This window comes from Rhodococcus sp. 320_ES (assembly GCF_059691855.1).
The window spans coordinates 67,013-89,708 of sequence record NZ_JCAWAG010000003.1 but is presented as its reverse complement, the minus strand read 5'-3'; the positions used below and the strand labels follow the sequence as shown (position 1 = coordinate 89,708).

At 64.8% G+C, this 22,696-nt stretch carries 20 protein-coding genes; 9 read left to right on the top strand and 11 right to left on the bottom strand.

What is annotated here, in order from left to right; all coding sequences use genetic code 11:
- Window positions 1-21: 21 nt before the first annotated feature.
- The 10 genes from AC59JP_RS11040 to dnaA all read right to left on the bottom strand — a co-directional run bounded on the left by AC59JP_RS11040 (window position 22) and on the right by dnaA (window position 14,242).
- Window positions 22-1,062, bottom strand: a complete 1,041-nt coding sequence (locus tag AC59JP_RS11040) for a DUF3566 domain-containing protein (protein ID WP_497325827.1) — start codon at window positions 1,060-1,062, stop codon at window positions 22-24.
- A complete protein-coding gene (gene gyrA / locus AC59JP_RS11035) occupies window positions 1,063-3,564 on the bottom strand; it encodes a DNA gyrase subunit A (RefSeq protein WP_497325826.1) in 2,502 nt (833 codons plus the stop codon).
- A gap of 84 nt (window positions 3,565-3,648) precedes the next feature.
- Window positions 3,649-5,700: a DNA topoisomerase (ATP-hydrolyzing) subunit B gene (gyrB, locus tag AC59JP_RS11030; RefSeq protein ID WP_497325825.1), complete on the bottom strand. Its 2,052-nt coding sequence runs from the start codon at window positions 5,698-5,700 to the stop codon at window positions 3,649-3,651.
- A gap of 259 nt (window positions 5,701-5,959) precedes the next feature.
- Entirely contained in the window at window positions 5,960-7,075 is a 1,116-nt protein-coding gene (locus AC59JP_RS11025) for a PDR/VanB family oxidoreductase (protein ID WP_497325824.1), read from the bottom strand.
- Window positions 7,075-8,019, bottom strand: coding sequence for a metal-dependent hydrolase (locus tag AC59JP_RS11020; protein WP_497325823.1), 945 nt, complete (start codon window positions 8,017-8,019; stop codon window positions 7,075-7,077). The genes AC59JP_RS11025 and AC59JP_RS11020 overlap by 1 nt, the downstream gene beginning before the upstream one ends.
- Before the next feature lie 206 nt (window positions 8,020-8,225).
- Entirely contained in the window at window positions 8,226-8,789 is a 564-nt protein-coding gene (locus AC59JP_RS11015; protein ID WP_497325822.1) for a DUF721 family protein, read from the bottom strand.
- On the bottom strand, window positions 8,786-10,003 hold the full coding sequence (recF, locus tag AC59JP_RS11010) for a DNA replication/repair protein RecF (protein ID WP_497325821.1): 1,218 nt from the start codon (window positions 10,001-10,003) through the stop codon (window positions 8,786-8,788). The genes AC59JP_RS11015 and recF overlap by 4 nt, the downstream gene beginning before the upstream one ends.
- Complete coding sequence (gene gnd, locus AC59JP_RS11005) at window positions 10,004-10,909, bottom strand: phosphogluconate dehydrogenase (NAD(+)-dependent, decarboxylating) (protein ID WP_497325820.1); 906 nt, start codon at window positions 10,907-10,909, stop codon at window positions 10,004-10,006.
- Window positions 10,910-10,948: 39 nt separating this feature from the next.
- The gene (dnaN, locus tag AC59JP_RS11000; RefSeq protein WP_497325819.1) at window positions 10,949-12,133 is read right to left on the bottom strand and encodes a DNA polymerase III subunit beta; all 1,185 of its coding nucleotides are present in this window, start codon (window positions 12,131-12,133) and stop codon (window positions 10,949-10,951) included.
- A gap of 519 nt (window positions 12,134-12,652) precedes the next feature.
- A complete protein-coding gene (gene dnaA, locus AC59JP_RS10995; protein ID WP_497325818.1) occupies window positions 12,653-14,242 on the bottom strand; it encodes a chromosomal replication initiator protein DnaA in 1,590 nt (529 codons plus the stop codon).
- Between the two features lie 675 nt (window positions 14,243-14,917).
- Here dnaA and rpmH point away from each other — a divergent pair.
- The 9 genes from rpmH (at window position 14,918) to AC59JP_RS10950 (ending at window position 21,368) form a co-directional block, all read left to right on the top strand.
- Entirely contained in the window at window positions 14,918-15,061 is a 144-nt protein-coding gene (rpmH, locus tag AC59JP_RS10990; RefSeq protein ID WP_188542816.1) for a 50S ribosomal protein L34, read from the top strand.
- Window positions 15,062-15,084: 23 nt separating this feature from the next.
- On the top strand, window positions 15,085-15,474 hold the full coding sequence (rnpA, locus tag AC59JP_RS10985) for a ribonuclease P protein component (RefSeq protein ID WP_497325817.1): 390 nt from the start codon (window positions 15,085-15,087) through the stop codon (window positions 15,472-15,474).
- Window positions 15,471-15,791 (top strand): membrane protein insertion efficiency factor YidD, encoded by a 321-nt coding sequence (yidD, locus tag AC59JP_RS10980; protein WP_497325816.1) that lies wholly within the window; start codon window positions 15,471-15,473, stop codon window positions 15,789-15,791. Before rnpA ends, yidD begins: the two co-directional genes overlap by 4 nt.
- Window positions 15,792-15,795: 4 nt before the next feature.
- Window positions 15,796-16,971, top strand: a complete 1,176-nt coding sequence (gene yidC / locus AC59JP_RS10975; protein WP_497325815.1) for a membrane protein insertase YidC — start codon at window positions 15,796-15,798, stop codon at window positions 16,969-16,971.
- A gap of 89 nt (window positions 16,972-17,060) precedes the next feature.
- Window positions 17,061-17,576 (top strand): Jag family protein, encoded by a 516-nt coding sequence (locus tag AC59JP_RS10970; RefSeq protein WP_497326471.1) that lies wholly within the window; start codon window positions 17,061-17,063, stop codon window positions 17,574-17,576.
- 129 nt (window positions 17,577-17,705) lie between these two features.
- Window positions 17,706-18,419 carry a 16S rRNA (guanine(527)-N(7))-methyltransferase RsmG gene (gene rsmG / locus AC59JP_RS10965; RefSeq protein WP_497325814.1) on the top strand — a complete coding sequence of 238 codons (714 nt, stop codon included), beginning with the start codon at window positions 17,706-17,708 and terminating at the stop codon, window positions 18,417-18,419.
- Between the two features lie 40 nt (window positions 18,420-18,459).
- Window positions 18,460-19,443: a ParA family protein gene (locus AC59JP_RS10960; RefSeq protein WP_497325813.1), complete on the top strand. Its 984-nt coding sequence runs from the start codon at window positions 18,460-18,462 to the stop codon at window positions 19,441-19,443.
- A gap of 7 nt (window positions 19,444-19,450) precedes the next feature.
- Window positions 19,451-20,431: a ParB/RepB/Spo0J family partition protein gene (locus AC59JP_RS10955; RefSeq protein ID WP_497325812.1), complete on the top strand. Its 981-nt coding sequence runs from the start codon at window positions 19,451-19,453 to the stop codon at window positions 20,429-20,431.
- Between the two features lie 244 nt (window positions 20,432-20,675).
- On the top strand, window positions 20,676-21,368 hold the full coding sequence (locus tag AC59JP_RS10950) for a GNAT family N-acetyltransferase (RefSeq protein WP_497325811.1): 693 nt from the start codon (window positions 20,676-20,678) through the stop codon (window positions 21,366-21,368).
- A 45-nt stretch (window positions 21,369-21,413) separates the two neighbouring features.
- Here the strand turns inward: AC59JP_RS10950 and AC59JP_RS10945 are convergent, their stop codons facing one another.
- Complete coding sequence (locus AC59JP_RS10945) at window positions 21,414-22,601, bottom strand: N-acetylmuramoyl-L-alanine amidase (RefSeq protein ID WP_497325810.1); 1,188 nt, start codon at window positions 22,599-22,601, stop codon at window positions 21,414-21,416.
- Between the last annotated feature and the right edge of the window lie 95 nt (window positions 22,602-22,696).

Below are 22,696 nucleotides of genomic sequence, written 5' to 3'. Positions count from 1 at the left end.
TGGCGCGAAGACCAAAACGCCTCAGTCCCGGTCGGCGAGCGTCACTTCCAAACCACCGACCAGGTCGGACGACAGGTTGTAGATGAACGATCCGATCGTCGTGAGGGCTGTGAACAGCACCACGTTGATCAGACCGATCACGGCCGCGTAGCCGAAGATCTGGCCGGCGGACACCAGGCCGGAGTCACCGGAGTTGGCGACGATGTCGGTGAACGCATTGTTGAGTCGATCCCACACGCCCATGCCGTCGAGCACTGCGTACAGCAGCCCGACGGCCACCATCCACACGAAGAACAACGACACCGAGATCACCAGCGACAGCTTGAGCATCGACCACGGATCCAGCTTGCGGATCTGGACGGTCGCACGCAGCGGGTCGCCCGCCACGTCCGGCGCGACCGTGGCCGCCGCAGGGCGGGCCGCTTTCGGTTCCGGCGACGGGTGGCGAACCGAGGAGAGGTCCGGCATGTCCGTCGGAAGATCGTTGCGGGCGATGTTGCGGGTGGGCCCGTCGATGACCGCCGCCTTGGTCCTGGCTTCCTCGCGGCTGCGGTCGCGCGTCCGCTCGTCGGCACCACCCGCGGCGGCGTAGGGCGCCTGACCGGGAGCAGACGTCGTCCGCTGCTGCAGGTTCGTCTGCGGCTGCTGCTGAGTGGGCGGTGCCTGGTTCTGGGGTGCCTGGTTCGGTGCGCCCTGTGCTGGTCCACCCTGCTGCGGGCCGCGCTGCCACGGCGCCGCACCACTGGACGTCGACGGGTTCTGCTGCGGCTGGGGACGCTGCTGCGGAGGACCCTGTGGAGCCGCACCCTGGGACGCAGGGCCCTGCTGAGGAGCACCCTGCTGGGGAGAGCCCTGATCTCGGCGAACCTCGGGCGCACCCTGCGGCGGACGCGGCCGACTCGCCGGTCGCTGTCCCGGCGGCGGACCCTGGTGGGCCGGCAGCGACGGAGCCGGCGCCGCTGCCTGATCGCTCTCGCGTGCGGGCTGCTCGGGCTGCGGCTCGCTGCCCGACCGTCCGTTGCTCGGCTGGCTGGGAGTGCTGCTCGGCTGGTTGGAACTCACCTACGACCCCTCGACTTCGTCGACTTCTTCATCGGCATTACGTGCGATCGCAAGAAGGGTGTCGCCTTCACCCAGGTTCATCAACCGGACGCCCTTGGTCTGGCGCCCTGCCTTTCGAACCTGCTTCGCGGCGGTGCGGATGACACCACCGCTCGACGTGATCGCGTAGAGCTCGTCATCGTCGTCGACGATGAGCGCGCCTACAAGAGTGCCACGGCGGGGGTCGTACTGAATCGTCAGCACTCCCTTTCCGCCACGTCCCTGCTGGGGGTAGTCCTCCATCGAGGTCCGCTTGGAGTAGCCGCCCGACGTCGCCACGAGAAGGAACATGCCCTCCTTGACGACGTTCAGCGACAGCAGTCGATCGTCACCGTTGAAACGCATTCCCTGCACGCCGGACGTGGCGCGACCCATCGGGCGCAACACCTCGTCGGTCGCGGAGAAGCGAATCGACTGACCGAGCGCGGACACCAGCAGCAGGTCGTCGTCCGAACTGCACAGCACGGCGCCGACCAGCTCGTCCTCGCCGCGCAGGTTGACCGCGACGATGCCGCCGGAGCGGTTGGAGTCGAAGTCCTCGAGCTTGGACTTCTTGACCAGACCGCCCTTGGTGGCGAGCACCAGGTAGGGCGAGTCCTGGTAGGTCTTGATCTGGATCACCTGGGCGATGCGCTCGTCCGGCTGGAACGCCAACAGGTTCGCGACGTGCTGGCCGCGGGCCGTGCGGCTGGCCTCGGGCAGCTCGTAGGCCTTCGCGCGGTAGACGCGACCCTTGGTGGTGAAGAACAGAATCCAGTCGTGCGTCGAGCAGACGAAGAACTTGCTGACGATGTCGTCCTGCTTCAGACCAGCACCCTGCACGCCCTTGCCGCCGCGCTTCTGCGAGCGGTACAGATCGGTTCTGGTCCGCTTGGCGTAGCCGGTCTCCGTGATCGTCACGACGACCGATTCGCGCGCGATCAGGTCCTCGTCGGTGACGTCACCGTCGGAGGCGATGATGCGGGTACGGCGATCGTCGCCGAACTTGTCGACGATGGCCTCGAGCTCGTCGCGCACGATCGCGCGCTGACGTTCCGGCTTCGCGAGGATGTCCTCGAGGTCGGCGATCTCGAGCTCGATCTCGGCCAACTCGTCGATGATCTTCTGACGTTCCAGCGCAGCGAGGCGGCGCAGCTGCATCGCGAGGATGGCGTCGGCCTGGATCTCGTCGACCTCGAGGAGCTCGATCAACCCGGCCTTCGCGCCTTCGACGTCCGGTGAACGACGGATCAACGCGATCACTTCGTCGAGCGCGTCCAGAGCCTTCACCAGTCCGCGCAAGATGTGCGCGCGCTCCTCGGCCTTGCGCAGCCGGTAGCGGGTGCGCCGGACGATCACGTCGAGTTGGTGCGAGACATACAGACGAATCATCTGGTCGAGGCGCAGCGTGCGCGGCACCCCGTCGACGATCGAGAGCATGTTCACGCCGAAGCTCGTCTGCAGCTGGCTGTGCTTGTAGAGGTTGTTCAGCACCACCTTCGCGACGGCGTCACGGCGGAGCTTGACGACGATGCGCATACCGACGCGGTCCGACGACTGGTCCTCGATGTCGGAGATGCCGGCGATCTTGCCGTCCTTGAGCTGCTCGGCGATCGAGGCGATCATGTTGTCCGGGTTCACCTGGAACGGCAGCTCGGTGATCACGATCGTCGTGGTGCCGCGGCTGTCCTCTTCGATGTCGACGACACCGCGCATTCGCACCGATCCGCGGCCCGTGCGGTACGCGTCGTCGATGCCCTGGCTGCCGACGATCAGTCCGTGCGTGGGGAAGTCGGGGCCCTTGACGCGTTCCATGCACGCTTCGAGCGTCTCTTCTTCACTGGCTTCGAAGTTGTCGAGCGCCCAGTAGACGGCATCCGCAAGTTCCCGAAGGTTGTGCGGCGGAACGTTTGTCGCCATACCGACGGCGATACCGCCGGAGCCGTTGGCGAGAAGGTTCGGGAAACGGCTCGGGAGCACGGTCGGCTCGAGGGTGCGGCCGTCGTAGTTCGGCGTGAAATCGACTGTCTCCTCGCCGATGTCGGCGAGCATCTCCATCGCGAGCGGGGTGAGTCGGCACTCGGTGTAGCGCATCGCGGCCGCGCCGTCGTTGCCGCGCGAGCCGAAGTTGCCCTGCCCGTCGACGAGCGGGTACCGCAGCGACCACGGCTGCGCCATGCGCACGAGGGTGTCGTAGATCGAGCTGTCACCGTGGGGGTGGTAGTTGCCCATGGTCTCGGCGACCGGTCGGGCCGACTTCACATATCCGCGATCGGGCCGATATCCGTTGTCGTACATGGCATAGAGCACACGGCGGTGCACGGGCTTGAGGCCGTCGCGAACCTCCGGGAGCGCACGACCGACGATCACGCTCATGGCGTAGTCGATGTAGCTGCTCTGCATCTCCTGCTGAATGTCGACAGGTTCGATGCGGTCCGAAGTGGGTCCGTCTCCGCCGGAGGGCGGCAACGTGGTGTCGGTCATGGAAACAACTCCTTGGTGCGGCTCCACCCCTGTGCGTGAATTCCGCCCCTGGAGGGCACTGATTCACGCACAGGGGCCGAGCGCCTATACGTCGAGGAAACGAACGTCCTTGGCATTACGGGTGATGAAGCTGCGGCGTGCCTCGACGTCTTCTCCCATGAGGATGGAGAACAGTTCGTCGGCGGCAGCGGCGTCGTCCAGGGTGACCTGACGGAGCACGCGAACACTGGGATCCATTGTCGTTTCCCACAATTCCTTGGCGTTCATCTCACCGAGGCCTTTGTAGCGCTGGATGCCGTCGTCCTTGTTGATCTTCTTGCCCGCGGCCAGGCCGGCTTCGAGAAGGCCGTCGCGCTCGCGGTCGGAGTACGCGAATTCCGGATCCGAACCGCGCTGCCACTTCAGCTTGTACAGCGGCGGCATGGCGAGGTAGACGTACCCGTGCTCGATGAGCGGGCGCATGAAGCGGAACAGCAAGGTCAGCAGCAGAGTCGAAATGTGCTGACCGTCCACGTCGGCGTCGGCCATCAGCACGATCTTGTGGTACCGGACCTTGGTGATGTCGAACTCGTCGTGGATGCCCGTGCCGAACGCGGTGATGATCGACTGGACTTCGGTGTTCTTCAGCACGCGGTCGATGCGCGCCTTCTCGACGTTGATGATCTTTCCGCGCAGCGGCAGGATCGCCTGGTACATCGAATCGCGGCCCGATTTGGCCGAGCCGCCGGCGGAGTCGCCCTCCACGATGTAGATCTCGCACTTGCTCGGATCGTTCGAGCGGCAGTCGGCGAGCTTGCCCGGCAGGCCGCCGATTTCCGTTGCGCTCTTGCGCCGCACCAGGTCTCGCGCTCGGCGAGCAGCGGTCCGCGCCTGCGCGGAGGACACGGCCTTGTTGATGATGGCCTTCGCGTCGGCAGGATTGGATTCGAACCAGTGCGAAAGGTGTTCGCCGGCTGCTTTCTGGACGAAGGACTTGACCTCGGTGTTGCCGAGCTTGGTCTTGGTCTGGCCTTCGAACTGCGGCTCACCGACCTTGACGCTGATGATTGCGGCGAGACCCTCACGGATGTCGTCACCGGTGAGCTCGGTGTCCTTCTCCTTGATGAGCTTCTTCTCTTTGGCGTACTTCTTCACCACGTTGGTCAGCGCTGCGCGAAAACCCTCTTCGTGCGTGCCGCCTTCGTGCGTGTTGATCGTGTTCGCGAAGGTGTGTACCGACTCGGAAAAACTCGAGTTCCACTGCATCGCGACTTCGAGCTCGTGCCCGGTTCCCTTGGCGGTGAACGAGACCACCGAGCTGTGGATGGGCGACTTGGACGACGACCGGTTGATGTGCTTGACGTAATCCTCGAGGCCACCGGGGTAGTGGTAGGTCTTGGTCTTGGCCTTGTGGGGTGCGCTGGATTCCGCGGCCTCTTCGCTCGCGCTCTTCGGCGCCTCGGCGACGTCGCTGTCGGCGACCTGGTCGGCAACCACTTCGACGTCGCTGGCGCGCTCGTCGGTGAGAACGATGGTGAGGCCCTTGTTCAGGAACGCCATCTCCTGCAACCGGCGCGCGACCGTGTCGAAGCTGAAGATTGTCGTCTCGAAGATGTCGGGATCGGCCCAGAAGGTGATCGACGTGCCGGTGCGCTTGGTCGCCTCACCCTTGATCAGGGGCCCGGGAACGGACATGTCGTACGTCTGTTCCCAGTGGTAGCCATCGTTGTCCACTTCGGCCAGGACTTTGGTCGAGAGAGCGTTGACAACGGAGATGCCGACGCCGTGCAGACCACCGGACACCGCGTAGGAGTCGGAGTCGAATTTGCCGCCGGCGTGCAGCTGCGTCATGACCACCTCGATGGTCGGGATTCCGGAGGCGTGCATGCCGACCGGAATTCCTCGGCCGTCGTCGACGACGCGCACTCCGCCGTCTGCGAGAAGGGTGACTTCCACCGTGGTGGCGTACCCCGCCATCGCCTCGTCGACGGAGTTGTCGACGACCTCCCAGATCAGGTGGTGCAGGCCTCGTTCACCGGTGGAACCGATGTACATGCCGGGACGCTTGCGTACCGCTTCGAGTCCTTCGAGGACCGTGATCGACGACGCGTCGTATTCGTTCTTCTTCGCGCTCTTGCCTGAATCCTGGGCAGCCACTGTTAGCCGGTTCTCCTTCTCGCCTCGTCCACTCGCGCGCACACGCGCAGCGGCGGTGGCGACAGTGAAGATTTCGACCCGATCCGCGTCGGCGGTTCCAGTACCGCTCCATACTACCCGTACGTGTACGCGAGGGTTGCACGATGACACCCCGAAAGGGTGTCTCATTGCCTCACAGACGGATTTTTTTCGGGTTCACCGTCTCGAGATGTGGGTGGAACCGGGAGAAGGGCAGCTGCGTCTAATCCCTGTCCGATCCCTACAGGTCGACGACGAGCCGTCGGCCGTCCGAACGCGAGACGCAGGCCAGCATGTGATCGGCGCGTTCGTCGTCCGTCAGACGTGTGTCTCGGTGCTCGGGACTTCCAGCGAGAACCCGCACCCGGCACGTGCCGCAGAAACCCTGCCGGCACGAATAGGGAACCGACGGCAACACTTCGGCGATGGCGTCGAGCATCGAACGATCCTCCGCCACCTCGACCACGGCTCCCGTGCGCGCCAGCTCCACCTCGAACGCGGTGCCCGCGACGACGGGCGGCGCGGAGAACCTCTCGTAGTGCAGATGAGTGGCTTTGGTGGACGCGATGGCGGCGCGAACCTTGTCGATCATCGGCGGCGGGCCGCAGCAGTAGACGGCTCCACCGTCCGGGGCATCGGCGAGCAACTCGTCCGCGTCGGGGAGTCCGTGTTCGTCGTCGAAGCGGACGGTCACTCGGTCCGGCTCCCACAGTTCGACCTCGTCGAGGAACGGCAAGCTCGCGCGGGTGCGGCCCGAATAGACGACCCGCCAATCCATTCCGAGCTCGCGCGCTCGCCGCACCATCGGAATGACGGCGGTCATGCCGATGCCGCCCGCAACGAAGAGCGCGGACCCATGGGCGACGAAAGGAAAAGCGTTGCGCGGCCCGGTTACCAGGACCCGATCACCGATCCTCAGCCGGTGCATCTCGACGGATCCGCCGCCTCCGTTCGGTACCTCGCGCACCGCGATCGTGTAGGCATCGGTCTCACGTGGATCACCGCACAGGGAGTACTGACGACGACGACCCGACGGCAACAGCAGGTCGAGGTGGCTTCCCGGCGTCCACGACGCCAGCGCACCTCCCTCGGGAAGGCGGAACGTCAGGCGGACCACTTCTTCGTTGTGGCACACCACATTTCGTTCGGTGAGCACCATCGTTTGAGTGTGCACACGATCGGGGGCGGGCACCGCTTTGTACTCCGAGGTGTCCAGCGCTGCGAAGACACGATCGAGACCGTCCGTCATCTGCGCGAGCATCGCGTCCATCTTGCTGCGCCCGTGCAGATCGTTCGGGATCTCGCGGCCGACCCGGAATCCTTCGACGAGTTTCTGGACTCCGCGGAACGTCGCCATCAGGCCGATGCGGCGCGTGCAGCCGGCGACGACGCCAGATACGCCACTGCGACGTCCGTCGAACCTTCCTGCGACGGGTGATACGACTTCGAGAAGTAGTGCGTGGACACCTTCAGCACGTCGCGCATCGACGGAAACAGCCCACGCGCGGTGACCGAGCGGAACTTCTTGGCGTCGAACGTGCGCTGCGAGTCGGTGAGAGTGGGGTCGTTGGCGAGGAGGAATTTCACGCCGCGCCGCCACATGATCACGACCATCGGCAGCACCTGCAGGTACGTCCGTATGCGTCGTGCACGGCGGGTGTCGAAGTACTGCAGCACCTCGAATGCGACGGACCGGTGCTCCACTTCTTCGGCGCCGTGCCAGCGAATCAGGTCCAGCATTGTCGGGTCGATGTTTGCGGAGTCCAGACGCTTCTCGGTGAGCACCCAGTGCCCGAGGAACGCGGTCAGGTGTTCGATCGCCGCGATGTACGACAGGCGCTCGACGAGGCTGTTCTTGGTGTCGGTGTGCCGTTTGCCCAGCGCCGTACGGAAGATGTATTCCATCTGCTCGACGTACTTCGTCGGGTCCAGACCCTTCTCGGTGAGGAACGTGTGTACACCGGAGTGGGCCTGCGCGTGCATGGCTTCCTGCCCAATGAAGCCCACGACGTCGCGCCGCAGCTTCTCGTCGTTGATCAGGGGCAGCGCTTCCTTGAACACCCGCACGAACCATTCCTCGCCCTCGGGGAGAAACAGGTGCATGACGTTGATCAGGTGAGTGGCGACCACGTCGTCGTCGAAGTAGTGCATCCGCATGGCCGACCAGTCGAAAGCGACGTTGCGCGCGTGCAGATCCACCTCACCTGGATCCGTCGCCGACGAGGAGGTGGCGTCGACACTCGCAGCACCGGTCTTCTTGCCGATCGCCTGCCGGATCAGTGGCTGAGATTTGATTGCCATTCGCCAATCGTCCTTTCGGATGACGTGTCGTTCACGACACCGTCGCGTCGGGCCTCGGAATGCGGCGACACCGCTCTTCCCGCAGCGACCGGCCGATCTGTTTCAGCGCGTCGCTCCCCCGCTCGTTCGCTGTACCCGAGTGTATGTCGAATCAACACTGTACTAAACAGTTGTTGAGTTTGTTTTGATTGATCGAAAAAGACTCGTCATCCGTAGGTGTCCCGAGGTCCGCGCCCGGACACGTGCCGGTCACCCTTGCGCCAGCTCGGAGGGGTGGGCCCGGTGATCCTCAACTGCTTCACCACACCGTGTCCGACCGCGTCGGCGATCTTCGCCAGAATCTGCGACTGCATCATGCGCAGCTGAGTCGCCCACGCGGTGGATTCGGCCGACACGCCGAGGATGCCGTCACGCAGTGTCGTCGGCTCTGCGTGCGATGCGATGTCTTCACCGACCACGTGCGCCCAGCGTCCGAAAACCGTTCCCTCGCTGACCTTCTCCGACCAGCCGCGGTTCTTCGCGATCGACGAGGCCAAAGCGCCGAGTGCCTGCGGGTCGCGATCGTCGGCGCGCGGTCCCGACCACGTGCGCCCTCTCGATCGACCTCCCGTCCGCAACGGGGACGATCTGCCCTGTCCGACAGATTTTCCGCTCGCTTTGGCCGCGGCACGTGCGTCCTCGAGAGCTCGACGCGCAAGGTCGATACCCTTGAGCTCCGGCTCGGGTTCCCCCTCGGATCCGGCAGTGCCTGGTTCCGCGCCGTCGCTCATGCGTCCTCCCGTTGGTCCGGGTCGATTGTAATCTCGGAGACCCGGCCGCCATCGATGTCTCGAGCACGGACGCAGAGGTGCCGGGCATCGAGTCCGCCAGGGATGTCCTCCTGTACCGCGGCAGTCACCAGCACCTGTTCCGCCGTCCGCGCCACCGAGGCGAGTGCTTCGCGTCGCGTCCTGTCGAGTTCGGCGAAGACGTCGTCGAGCAGCAACACGGGATCGCTCCCGTCCGAGCGCAACAACTCGAAAGCCCCGAGCCGCAGGGACAGAGCGAAGGACCACGATTCACCGTGACTGGCGAACCCTTTGGCGGGGTCGGACCCGAGGACCAACTCGAGATCGTCCCGATGCGGACCGACCAGACAGACTCCACGCTCGATCTCGCGCTGACGCACAGAGGACAGCTGCAGCAGGAAACTCGCTTCCAGGACCTCGACGTCGTCGTCGGCCGGCTCTCTGTCCGGGTCGGAGAACTCCGGCGGCAGAGCGTCGCCCAGACTGCACCGGTACGCCACGTGAGCGGGTCTCGACGCGGGTGCGATCGACGTGTAAGACCGTGCGACGAACGGCGCCACGTCGTGTACGGCGCGCAGTCTCTGCTCGAGCAGTTGTGCGCCGAACGCGGCGAGCTGTGCGTCCCAGACATCCAGTGTCGCAAGCGCATTCGCTCCGTCCGACGACGACCGTCCTCGCCGGAGCGCGCCGCCGGCGGTCTTGAGCAGAGCTGATCGCTGACGCAGCACTCGCTCGTAGTCGGCGCGCACGGCGGCCATCCTCGGCAACCGCGCAGTCAGCAGTTCGTCGAGGAATCGACGTCGTTCTCCGGGGTCTCCGCGCACCAGCGCCAGGTCCTCCGGCGCGAAGAGGACGGTGTTGAGAATTCCGAGGATCTCGCGCGGCCGCCTCGTGGGCGAGCCGTTGATCTTCGCGCGATTGGCCTTACCGTTGTTGATCTCGACATCGACCGTGAGTTCGCGTCCCTGATTGACCACCGCGGCACGCACCACGGCACGTTCGGCTCCGGTGCGCACGAGCGGTGCGTCCGTCGAGACTCGATGAGAGGAGAGCGTCGAGACGTACCCGAGGGCCTCGAGAACATTGGTCTTACCGTGCCCGTTGGGCCCGACGAACACCGTCACACCCGGTTCGAGATCGACGGACAACTGCGTCCACGACCGGAAGTCGAGCAGAGACGCCGAGCGAACGAACACTTACGCGCCGGTGCCCTCGGTGTTCGGCGCACGCTGAACAGCGTGACCACCGAACTGGTTGCGCAGAGCCGAAACTGCTTTCATGGCAGGCGAATCCGCCTGACGGGACGCGAACCGCGCGAACAGCGCAGCCGAGATGACAGGTGCGGGAACCGAATGACGGATGGCTTCCTCGACGGTCCAGCGACCTTCTCCGGAGTCCTGCGTGAACCCGGAGATGTCCTTGAAGTTCGGATCCTCCTGCAGTGCCTTGACGAGAAGGTCCAGCAGCCAGGAGCGCACCACGGTTCCCTTGGTCCAGGCACGCACCACACCGGTGACGTCGGTGATCAGCTCCTCGGCGGCGAGCAGCTCGTACCCCTCGGCGTACGCGTGCATGAGGCCGTACTCGATGCCGTTGTGCACCATCTTGGCGTAATGCCCGGCGCCGACGGGACCGGCGTGCACGAACCCGTCCGCTCGGTCACCTTCGGGCCGCAGCGCGTCGAAGATGGGAAGGGCGCGCTCGACGTCGGCGTCGTTGCCGCCGACCATGAGCCCGTAGCCGTTCTCCAGACCCCAGACACCACCGGAGACGCCCGCGTCGATGTAGCCGATTCCCTTGGCGTCCAACAGTTCTGCGTTCGGACCGTCGTCGGTGAATCGCGAGTTTCCGCCGTCGATCACCAAGTCACCGGGCGAGAGCACACCGGCCAGATTCTCGATGGTCTGACGGGTGATCGGGCCGGACGGCACCATGACCCACACGATGCGCGGAGCGGGAAGTGCCTCCGCGAGCGCCTCGAGCGACGGCACATCCGTCACCTCGGGCCGCGGGTCGTAACCGACCACCTCGATGTCGTGACGACGCAGCCGCTCGCGCATGTTGAAACCCATTTTGCCGAGGCCGATGAGTCCGAGTTGCATGGTCGTGGATCCTTCGATCGTGGGTCGTCAGAAGATGAATCAGCCCGGAAGCCGTACCGGCATCAGGAGATACGTGTACTCGCTCTTGGGAGCGGTGAACGTGCCCGACGCGTCCGGCTCGAGCGGTTCCTCGCCGGCCGGTCGCAACACCGCGGGCCGGCTCGGGGTCGTGAAGCCGAACGAGACGTTGTCGGAGTGCAGCGAGTTCAAGCCGTCGATGAGGTAACCGGGGTTGAACGCGATCACGAGCGGCTCACCTTGGAACTGCGCTTCGATGGCCTCCTCCGCGCGGCCCGCGTCGTCCCCACCGGCGGACAACATGACCCCGCCCTCGGAGAACTCGAGCCGGACCTGCGCTCCACGCTCGGCGAGGAGCGCGACGCGCTTGATGGCCTCGAGCAGCGGGGCGATCGGCACGGTGGCCACCGCGGTGTGCTCCGCCGGAAGAAGCTGACGAAACTTGGGGAACTCGGCGTCCAGCAGACGCGTCGTGGTGCGCCGTCCGTCGCTGACGATGCCCAGCAGACCGTCGTTTCCGACGTGTGATCCGGATCCGAGTGCCAGCTCGACGGCGGACTCTGCCCCTCCGCCAATGGATTTCGCCGACTCGGAGAGCGTCTTCGCCGGAATCAGCACGGCGGCGGACGTACCGGTCGCGGCGGGTGACCAGTCGAGTTCACGCACGGCGAGGCGGAAGCGGTCGGTCGCAGCCAACACGACGGACGACCCGTCGATCTCCATCCGGATGCCGGTGAGCATCGGCAGCGTGTCGTCGCGGCCGGCGGCGACGGCGACCTGCCCGATCGCTTCGGCGAACAGATCCACGGGGACGGTGCCGGTCTGCTGCGGCAGTTCCGGGAGCTGAGGATAGTCCTCGACCGGCATGGTCGGCAGCGAGAACTTGGCGCTACCGCAGGTGATGATCACCTTGGTGCCGTCGGTGCCGACGTCGACGGGCTTGTTCGGCAGCGATCGGGTGATGTCCGCCAACAGTTTTCCCGAAACCAGGACCTGTCCGGAGCCGGCGACCTCCGCGGGAACGCGCACCTGAGCGGAGACCTCGTAGTCGAAACCCGACACGGTGAGTCCCTGATCGTCGACCGTCAGCAACACCCCACCGAGAACGGGGACTGCGGGACGGGACGGAAGGGAGCGGGCGACCCACGCCACCGAATCCGAAAAATCTTCCCGAGCAACTCGAAACTTCACACTGCCAAGCTCCATCGCCCGGTTGATCCTCTCGATCGAACATGTTCGGCCTGTGGACCCACAGGCACCCAGCACAACGCCTGAGCCCAGCACACCGTATGCCTTCGTGAGCGTAGTGGAAAGCCGAACGGGCGGCGCTTGCACGGTCCTCGGATCACCGATCGGGGACTGTGAACGGATCCTTCCCCGGGTGCTGCTTTTCAAGAGTCTTCTCTAGATGAAAACAAACAGTAGTAATAGGTCCTGTGGAATCTGTGGACGAACGATCGTCGTCGCAGGTTGCCGCGCGTGGTGTCCTCTGGATGAACAGTGGACGAACCACACCGTGTGCGGGGCCGGCCTGTGCACAGATCGCGACCGTGTTGGGAACTTCAGATTTCATCCCCGGGTAACGCACGTTGTTCACAGTGTTATCCACAGGTGTGAATCATTCGTTCGGAGGATGGTTTCGCGTAGAAAATGCGCGCAACCGGTCGCCTCCGGAGCCGACGAAGGCCGACGGGTAGGTCCGTGGACGCGTGAAGTCGAGCGGTGTCAGCGCTTGGAGCGCTGCTTCACCCGCGCCGTCAGCTCCTGCACCTGGTTGTAGACCTTGTGGCGTTCGGCCATCTCTTTACGGATCTTCTTGTCGGCGTACATGACCGTCGTGTGGTCCCGGCCGAAGGTCTGACCGATCTTCGGCAGCGACAGATCGGTGAGCTCGCGGCACAGATACATGGCGATCTGCCGGGCCTGGGCCAGCGCACGCGCCTTGCCCGGCCCGCACAACTCCTCGATCGTGGTGTCGAAGTACTCCGCGGTGACGGCCATGATCGTGGCCGCGTTGATCTCGAGCGACGCCGAATCGGGGATCAGATCGCGCAACACCACTTCGGCGAGCGCGCGATCGAGCGATTGGCCGTTGAGCGACGCGAAGGCCGTCACTCGGATGAGCGCACCCTCGAGTTCCCGGATGTTGCGCTCGATCCGGCTCGCGATCAGTTCGAGGACGTCGTGCGGGACGTCGAGCCGGTCCATCTTGGCCTTCTTGCTCAGGATCGCGATGCGAGTCTCGAGCTCGGGAGGCTGAACGTCGGTGATGAGGCCCCACTCGAAGCGCGTCCGCAGTCGTTCCTCGAGGGTGGCGAGCTGCTTCGGAGGGCGGTCGGACGAGACGACGATCTGCTTGTTCGCGTTGTGGAGGGTGTTGAAGGTGTGGAAGAACTCCTCCTGAATACCCTCCTTGCCCTCGATGAACTGGATGTCGTCGACGAGAAGGACATCGGTTTCGCGGTAACGCCGTTTGAAGGCCACCTTGCGGTCGTCACGAAGGCTGTTGATGAAGTCGTTCGTGAATTCCTCGGTGGAGACGTATTTGACGCGCATGCCGGGAAAGAGCCGTTGTGCGTAGTGACCGGCGGCGTGCAGTAGATGCGTTTTTCCCAAACCCGAAGCGCCCCAGACGAACAGGGGGTTGTACGCGCGGGCCGGAGCCTCGGCGATGGCGACTGCGGCCGCGTGGGCGAAGCGGTTCGACGCACCGATGACGAAGGTGTCGAACGTGTACTTGGAATTGAGGCTGGTACTTCCCGACGGGGTCGTGGCGGTCCGCGGCGGGGCCGTGTACGACGTCGGCCACGAGTTCTGCACGCTCGTGAGTGCGTCGCGATCGTCGTCGACTTCTTCGTAGTCGCCGTAGTCACTGCTTTCCGAGTCCGACGGCTCGCCCGTTTCCGATGCCTCGGTGAGCAGTCGTCGACGATAGACCGGTCCGCTCGGCGTCTCCGGCATGGGCGAGGTGTGCAGGCCGGTGTCGGTCAGGGTCTCGAGGTCGACCCGTTCGATGTCGTCGACGACCATGTCCTCACGGCTGGCGAGCCGCACTCCCAATCCCTCGACGCTCTGGCCGAGGTGACGGCCGAGAGCGGTGAGGATGGGTTCTCGCAGTCCTCGTTCGACCGCTTCCTGCACGAACGGAGAGGGGACGGACAACAGCGCGAAACCCTGAGCCAGTGTCAACGGTTTGACGAGGGCGAGCCATGCCTTCTGGGATTTCGACAGCGCGTCGTCCGAGAGGGTGTCGGAGGTCAGCTCGGCGACGACGCGGGGCCAGACTTCTGCCAAGCGATCGGGGTCGTCGTCCACGGTGCCTCCAAGTCGACTCGCCGCCGGAAGACAGCTGCTCCTACTGTGTGGAGAGCGTAGGCGTTCGGTGGACGCTCTGTAGCGACGGTCGAAGCTCGAATATGCCACCCGACCAGTGTTTCCACATAATTATCCACAGCTGTGGACAAAGAACACCGGTGTAGCTCACCGCCGGCGCCTCGGGTCGTTATCGCCTCTGACCTGCGTATATCGATCGTCTCGCAGACAACTGCGGGCTCGCGGACGGAGGTCGTCGGAATGGCGTGGGGACCGATTCGACGATATCGACCGCATTCTGGTACGCGTGTACCAGAAGCCTGTGCACAACTGCACCTGCTCGACAACGTCCGATCGACCCCGCGGTAGAAGGTAACAACTCACCAAAGAATCGACAAGACTTTGGTGACAGTCCAGTGGGCATCGGGTGAATTCGAGTCCGCGGTGGTCGAGTTTGACCTCGTCAGTCGCCGTAAGTACCCTCGAACGGTCACCCGAAGGCGAGGTGATGTTGTCGTGCTGCGGTGGTGTCGTTCTCGAATCGGACATCGGTTGTGAATCACACTGCACGGGCCCAACGTCGTCGCCACCGGTGACCGCCGACTCGAATCCTCCCGGATTCGCGATTACCTGCACATCCCGATGTCTCGCGACATCGAACTTTCGAGGAGTATCACCGTGGCCAAGGGCAAGCGGACGTTCCAGCCGAACAACCGGCGCCGTGCACGTGTGCACGGTTTCCGTCTGCGTATGCGTACGCGTGCGGGCCGTGCCATCGTGTCGTCGCGCCGTCAAAAGGGCCGCGCTTCCCTCACGGCCTGACGACTCGCGACGCGGAGGCTCGGGTGTTGCCCGAGCCGAGCCGCCTGCATCGCTCGTCCGAATTCTCGGACACGGTGCGGCACGGCCGGCGCACAGGACGACGCGACGTCGTGGTGCACGTACGCACCAGGGACGACGCGAACACTCTGGTGAGCCCGCGCGGTGCACGTTTCGGACTGGTCATCAACAAAGCTGTCGGGCCGGCGGTGATTCGACATCGAGTCGCGCGCCGGCTTCGTCATGTCTGCAGTGCGTTGATCCCGTCGGTCTCCTCGGATGTGGATGTCGTGCTGCGTGCCCTACCCGGCTCCGCCACCGCAACCTCCGCCGAACTCGAACGGCAGGTCACGTCGGGGCTTCGCAAGCTCGGTGGTTTCAGCGCGTCCGGGTCGAGCGACAGTGAGCGGCCATGACGGCCCTCCGCACGCTCCCCGCACGAACGCTCATCTTTCTGATCGAGCTCTATCGCACCTATGTCTCTCCCCTGCGGTTACCCACATGTCGGTTCACTCCGACGTGCAGCGAGTACGCGGTGGATGCCCTGCGCGAGCGGGGGCTGATCGTCGGGTCCTTTTTGGCAGCCGTACGGCTGCTGAAGTGCGCACCCTGGCACCCTGGTGGGTGGGATCCCGTTCCGCAACGCAAACGGGATCGACTTCGCACCGCGGACGACCGAGCTTCACAGCAGGACCACGCTTCGGCGATGGCGAACGAACAGAGGAGTACATAGAGCCGTGCTCGACATCATCTATTACCCGGTCTCCTGGATTCTGTGGTTCTGGCACAAGGCCTTCGGCTTCGTGCTGGGCGCGGACAACGGGTTCGCGTGGGCGCTGTCCGTGGTGTTCCTGGTCTTCACGCTGCGCCTGATTCTGTACAAGCCCTTCGTCAAGCAGGTGCGCACCACCCGCCAGATGCAGGAGTTGCAGCCGCAGATCAAGGCGCTGCAGAAGAAGTACGGCAAGGACCGCCAGAAGCTGGCGACCGAGATGCAGAAGCTCCAGAAGGAGCACGGATTCAACCCGATCATGGGTTGCCTTCCGGTGCTGGCTCAGGCGCCGGTGTTCATCGGTCTGTTCCACGTGCTGCGTTCGTTCAACCGCACCGGTACCGGTGTCGGCCAGCTCGGTCTCGACCCGGCCGTGAACCGCACGATTCCGAACTACGCGTTCGACGTGGCCGACGTGAACTCGTTCCTCGACGCGCGTCTGTTCGGTGCTCCTATCTCCGCGAACATCACGATGCCGCGTGCGCAGCTCGATGCCTACGCCAACGTCGAGAAGATGCTGGGCATCCCGTCCATCTGGGCCATCGTCGCCGTGTCTGTTCCGCTCATGATCATCGCGAGTATCGCCACGCACCTGAACTCGCGTGCATCGGTGGCACGTCAGAGCGAGGCTGCACTGGCCAACCCGCAGTCCGCGATCATGAACAAGCTGGCGCTCTACGTCTTCCCGCTCGGTGTACTCGTCGGTGGTCCGTTCCTGCCGATCGCCATCCTCTTGTACTGGGTGAGCAACAACATCTGGACCTACGGTCAGCAGCACCTGGTGTTCGGAAAGATCGACAAGGAAGAGGCGGCCAAGAAGGAGCTCGCTCTCGAACGCCGCGTCGAGAACGCCCCGAAGCCGGGCGCGCGCCCCGAGGCTCGGAAGAAGAAGCCGGCACCCGGAGCCAAGCCCGTCACTCCCCCGAAGCCGTCGCTCGAGAAGACCGCACCGTCCGACGAGTCCACGGGTGTGGACAACGCGAACACGGGCACCGACAGTGAGGCACCGAAGAAGCCGGCGCGCCGCAAGCAGGTCCCGCGATCGTCCGTCACCAAGGCGAACGGATCGAACGGCAAGCCCCGGCCGACGAAGGCGTCGCCGGGTTCGTCGAAACCGCGCGCCCGCCGGCGTAACCCGTGAGTGACCCTGCCATCATCACCGAAGTGCCCATCGAGAAAGGAGCCGACGACATCGTGAGCGTCGACGCTGAGAAGACCGAGACCGACAAGATCTCCCCCGACGCCGTGAGTGCCGATGTCGTGGAGCCCGACGACGAGGACGGTGACGACTACCTGGTCGAGGAAGGTGAGATCGCCGGCGACTATCTGGAGCAGCTTCTCGACGTACTCGATTTCGACGGCGACATCGATTTGGACGTCGAAGGTGACCGAGCGGTGGTGAGCATCGACGGTGGGACCGACTTGGCCAAGCTGGTCGGACGCAAGGGTGAGGTTCTGGACGCGTTGCAGGAACTGACTCGGCTGGCGGTTCAGCAGTCGACCGGCGAGCGCAGCAAGCTGATGCTCGACGTGGCCGGTTGGCGTGCGGCCCGTCGGACCGAACTCACCGATCTCGGTACCGCGGCAGCGGAGCGAATCTCTGCAGCGGGCGGTCGCGAGGAGTTGGCTCCGATGACTCCGTTCGAGCGCAAGATCGTTCACGATGCCGTGTCGAAGGTCAGCGGCGTGACGAGCGAGAGCGAAGGTGTCGAGCCGAATCGTCGAGTGGTTGTCGTCAAGGAGTGACACCCTCCAGCACGTAGACAGGAGAGGCCCCCGGCGCAATCGTCGGGGGCCTCTCCTGTGTGGCGGGCACGAATTACGTCGGTGTGATTCCGTAGAAGAAATCATCAGCCCTATCCGAACTTCCGAAGGATGTTTCACGTGGAACACGCGCAGCCCGAGTTCGACAGGTCCGAAGAAACTCCCGAAGTCACAGAGCGAATCACGGCGGTGTTCGGCGACCGCGAGTCACTTGCCCGCGCCTATCACGCCTCCTTGGCCACCGATGGTGTAGAGCGAGGGCTGATCGGGCCGCGCGAGGTACCGCGTCTCTGGGAGCGCCATCTGTTGAATTGCGCGGTCGTGGCCGAGCTGATTCCGCACGGCGCGTCGGTCGTCGATATCGGTAGCGGTGCCGGACTGCCCGGTATCCCTCTCGCCATCGCGCGGCCGGATCTCAAGGTGTCTCTCGTAGAGCCGTTGCTGCGCCGGACCGTCTATCTCGCAGAGGTCGTCGAGAGCGCCGGACTCGATGTGCACGTGGTTCGCGGTCGCGCGGAACAACCAGGAGTCATCAAGGAAGCCGGCGGGGCCGACATCGTGACATCGCGAGCGGTCGCGCCTTTGGAGAAGCTGGCGGGTTGGTCGTTGCCGCTGATTCACGACGGCGGCGTGATGCTGGCGATGAAGGGATCCACCGCGGAGGAAGAAATCGCTCGCGACGCCGCGGCGCTGGAGCGTCTCGGAGCGAGAAATATCAGCGTCGTGCGCTGCGGTGAGGGAGTTGTCGGTTCACCGACTATCGTGGTCCGTGCAGAGCGTCGTCCACGCGGTAAGCGTGCTTCCAAAGTTCTGCGTTCCCGGTGAGCCGCGTGGTTCGGTCGATGGGTAATCGAAGGAGAATGTGATGTCGGGTGAATCCGAGGGGCTTGTTTCACGTGAAACACCCGAGTCGTCAGGAGCCGAAACGAAGTCCGCTCCGTTCGCGCCCTACTCCCCCATGTCGGTGGACGACACCCCCATCGGAGCCGCAGCGCAGCGAGCAAGCCAGGTTCTCCATCCTCAGGGAACCGCGTTGCCGAAGCTGAAGGAACGTCGGATTCTGACGATCGCGAACCAGAAGGGTGGCGTCGGCAAGACGACCACTGCGGTCAACATTGCAGCGGCGTTGGCCATCCAGGGACTCACCGTCCTCGTCGTCGATCTCGACCCGCAGGGGAACGCCAGTACGGCGCTCGGGGCCGACCACCAGTCCGGCACACCGTCGAGTTACGAGTTGCTGCTCGGTGAGGTACAGGCGAAGGACGCGATCCAGCGCAGTGCCCAGAACGAGCGCCTCATGTGCATTCCGGCCACGATCGACCTCGCCGGCGCCGAGATCGAGTTGGTCTCGATGGTCGCGCGCGAGGGGCGCCTCAAGACTGCGCTGTCCGAAGAAGCGCTCGAGGGACTCGACATCGACTTCGTCCTGATCGACTGCCCGCCCTCCCTGGGTCTGCTGACCGTCAACGCGATGGTCGCCGCCACCGAGGTGTTCATCCCGATCCAGTGCGAGTACTACGCGCTCGAAGGTGTGGGTCAGCTGCTGCGCAACATCGATCTCGTCCAGGCGCATCTGAACCCGGCGCTGCATGTCTCGACCGTCATTCTCACCATGTACGACGGCCGCACGAAGCTCGCCGACCAGGTTGCCGAGGAAGTCCGCCGCCACTTCGGTGACGCCGTTCTTCGCGCCGTCATCCCTCGAAGCGTCAAGGTCTCGGAGGCACCGGGATACGGTCAGACCGTGCTGGAATACGACCCGGGTTCACGTGGAGCGATGAGTTATCTCGACGCCGGTCGGGAACTGGCAGCACGCTCCGGGCTCGCCGACACGACAACGCGGAAGTAGTGACACCATGAGTCAGTCCAAGAAGGGTGGCCTCGGGCGCGGCCTGGCGGCGTTGATTCCGACGTCGCCCGCCCCCGGATCCGGTTTGGGATCGGCGGCGGCGGACGTCGTCATCGGCCGCGACAGCGGTGCGCCGGCACCCATTCCCCCGCAGCCGGTGGAGGAACTGAGCGAGACCGGCGCGGTGTACCGGGAGATCGCACCCGGCAAGATCGAGCCCAATCCCAAACAGCCACGCCACGTCTTCGACGACGAAGCGCTGGCGGAACTCGTGCACTCGATACGCGAATTCGGCCTCATGCAGCCGATCGTCGTCCGGGAGATCGCACCGGACAAGTACCAGCTCGTCATGGGCGAGCGCCGCTGGCGCGCGAGCCAGGAGGCCGGCCTCGAGGCCATTCCCGCCATCGTCCGCGAGACGGCGGACGACACGTTGCTGCGCGATGCGCTGCTCGAGAACATTCACCGTGTGCAACTGAACCCGCTCGAAGAGGCGGCGGCGTATCAGCAGCTGCTCGAAGAATTCGGCGTCACGCACGAGGAACTAGCCACCCGACTCGGTCGCTCCCGCCCGGTGATCACGAACATGATTCGGCTTCTGCGTCTACCCATTCCGGTGCAGCGGCGGGTGGCTGCCGGTGTCCTGTCCGCAGGGCACGCTCGCGCACTGCTCTCCCTGAAATCCGGTGCCGAAGCGCAAGAGGCGCTCGCCGCTCGCATCGTCGCGGAAGGGTTGTCGGTGCGGGCGACCGAAGAAGCCGTACTGCTCGCGGACCGCGGCGAGGACGGGTCCCCCGCTCCGGCCCCTCGGCGGAAACCCATTCAGATGCCCGGCCTCCAGGACGTCGCCGAACGGCTCTCCGAGTCCTTCGACACCCGGGTCACGGTGAGCTTGGGCAAGCGCAAAGGCAAGATCGTGGTCGAATTCGGGTCGGTGGACGACCTCCAGCGGATCGTGGAGATGATGGAGCGCCAGAAGTCGGTGTGACCGCTGCGTAGCAACGTACGGACACCCGCGGGTGTTTCGTCACTGTGACAAAGGTGCATCGCAAAGCTCCAATTCCGTTGCAGCACAGAGTTTCTCGGAACGAGCGCTGCGCATCGCACGTGCGACACGCGGATCACCTATTGTGTAACGGAACAGCAGTTGCGGAGGGGCTCGAATCCCTCCGCGGCGTCGGGACGGCCGTAGGCCGGTCTGTGTCGAGTAGGGCTTGGAGGCTGGAAACGCTGTGTCGACGCTCGTCTCCACCCTCACGCTCGACAACTTCGACACCCTTCCCGCGCACGATCGTCAGTGCGTCTTCTGGACCATGGACCCCGCGGCCGTGGAGTCGTCCAAAGGGTTCGCCGATCCCGAGTTCGAGAAGGAAGCATGGCTGTCGATGGTCATGCTCGAGTGGGGACCGTGCGGACAGGTCGCGGTGCGCGACGGACTCCCCGTCGGCTGCGCGTTGTACGCCCCGCCCGACGTCGTCCCTCGTGTCGCATCGTTCCCGACCGGGCCGGTCAGTCACGACGCCGTACTGCTGACGTCTGTGCGCGCGGTCGCCGACGACTCCGACGGGCTGCGGACGTCACTGCTTCAGGCGGTGGTTCGAGACCTGGTCAATCGCGGCGTCCGTGCGCTCGAGGCGTTCGGCGTCCGCCTGACCGAAGAAGAGACCGACGCGCGATTCGCCGCTCCGACCTCTCCGCGTGACGCACCGTGCTCGGACGGAACCTGCATGGTCGAATCCGACTTCCTGGAGAAGTTCGGCTTCGAGGTCGTTGCTCCGCACCACCGCTTCCCCCGGCTGCGTCTCGAACTGGACAGAGACCACGGGTGGAAGGAAGACGTGGAGGCGGCACTCGAGCGGCTCCTGGCCGCCGCGGAACTGACCGTGACCGAGGCGGACCCCCGAGTACCGGTAGGCGCGCGCTAGGGCTACGAGGCAGTCAGGACTTGTGTGGTCAAGACTGCGCTTGTCTCAGGACTGCGGCGTCGCCGCGAGCTCGTACGCCAGCAGCTCGGCGAACGTGAACGTGCCGGTGGGCTGATCGTCCTGGCCCAGCAGATACAGCCGCTTCACCGCGACGAGGATGGCCTCGGCGATGACGTCGCGCGATCGTGCGTCCGTGAGCACCTGTGCGTCGGATTCGTTGGACAGGTACCCCACGTCGATCTGAATGGTCGGCATGTTCGTCATGCGCAGCAAGTCCCAGGTTCGGCCGTGACTTCTGCAGTCCTGCAACGGAGTTCGGGCCACGATCTCACGCTGGACGTAGCCGGTGAGCACCTGCCCGATGAGCGAGGTGGAGCCGTGCGAGTTTCCGAAATGGAAGCTGGCCACACCCCGCGCCTCGGGACTGCTGTGGGTACTGGCCCGCAGCGAGATCAACAGATCGGCGCCGATGCTGTTGGCGGTGTCGGCCCGCTCTGCGTCGCTGGGATTGTTCGAGCGGCTACGGGAGAGGTACGTCTCCATGCCGGTGGCCGCCATCCGGCCCTCGAGGCGACTCGCGAGATCCCACAGGATCGATTCCTCGGTGACGTCGCCGTCGGGCGTCGAGACCACCGCACCGGTGTCCTGCCCGCCGAGACCTGGATCGATGACGATGCGCTTGCCGGTCAGCTGCGGACCGGAGCGGCGAACCAGCTCTTCCTCGCTGATGGCGTGCGGTGATCCACCGGTGACCCGCGCGCCGAGCAGTTCGAGCGATCGCAATGTGGCCGGCCCGCAGATCCCGTCGGGCGAGAGGCCGATCTCGCGCTGGAAGGACGACAGACCGTCGTGGGTCTGCGGACCGAAGAAGCCGTCGACCCGTCCGTTGTAGAAGCCGAGGTCCTGCAGTCGCGTCTGCAGCGTCGCGACGTCGTCTCCGTAGAGCGGCGCGGACAGCTGGTAGATCAGGGTGCGAGCGCCGAGACGATAGGACGCCTCACGAATCGATCGGTACGTTGCCTGGTCCACGACACCGTCGACAAGAAGACCCCGATGCTGCTGAAACGCGCGCACCGCCTGATCCATACGCACGTCGTACACCGGACCCGGCTCGGTCCAGGGCGATTCGGCTCCGTCGTCCGTGGTGGGCACCGTGAGGTAACCAAGTCCGACGAGTATGTCCCGCAGTTCCGCGACGGCAGGTCCTCGATCGCCGCGACGGAGTGAATGCATACTCGTCAAACCTTTCCTCTACCGACGCCCCCACTCGGGCGCATTCGACGATTGTCGCAGAATTGGCCCTCCATATGACAATTCCACGGCGATCG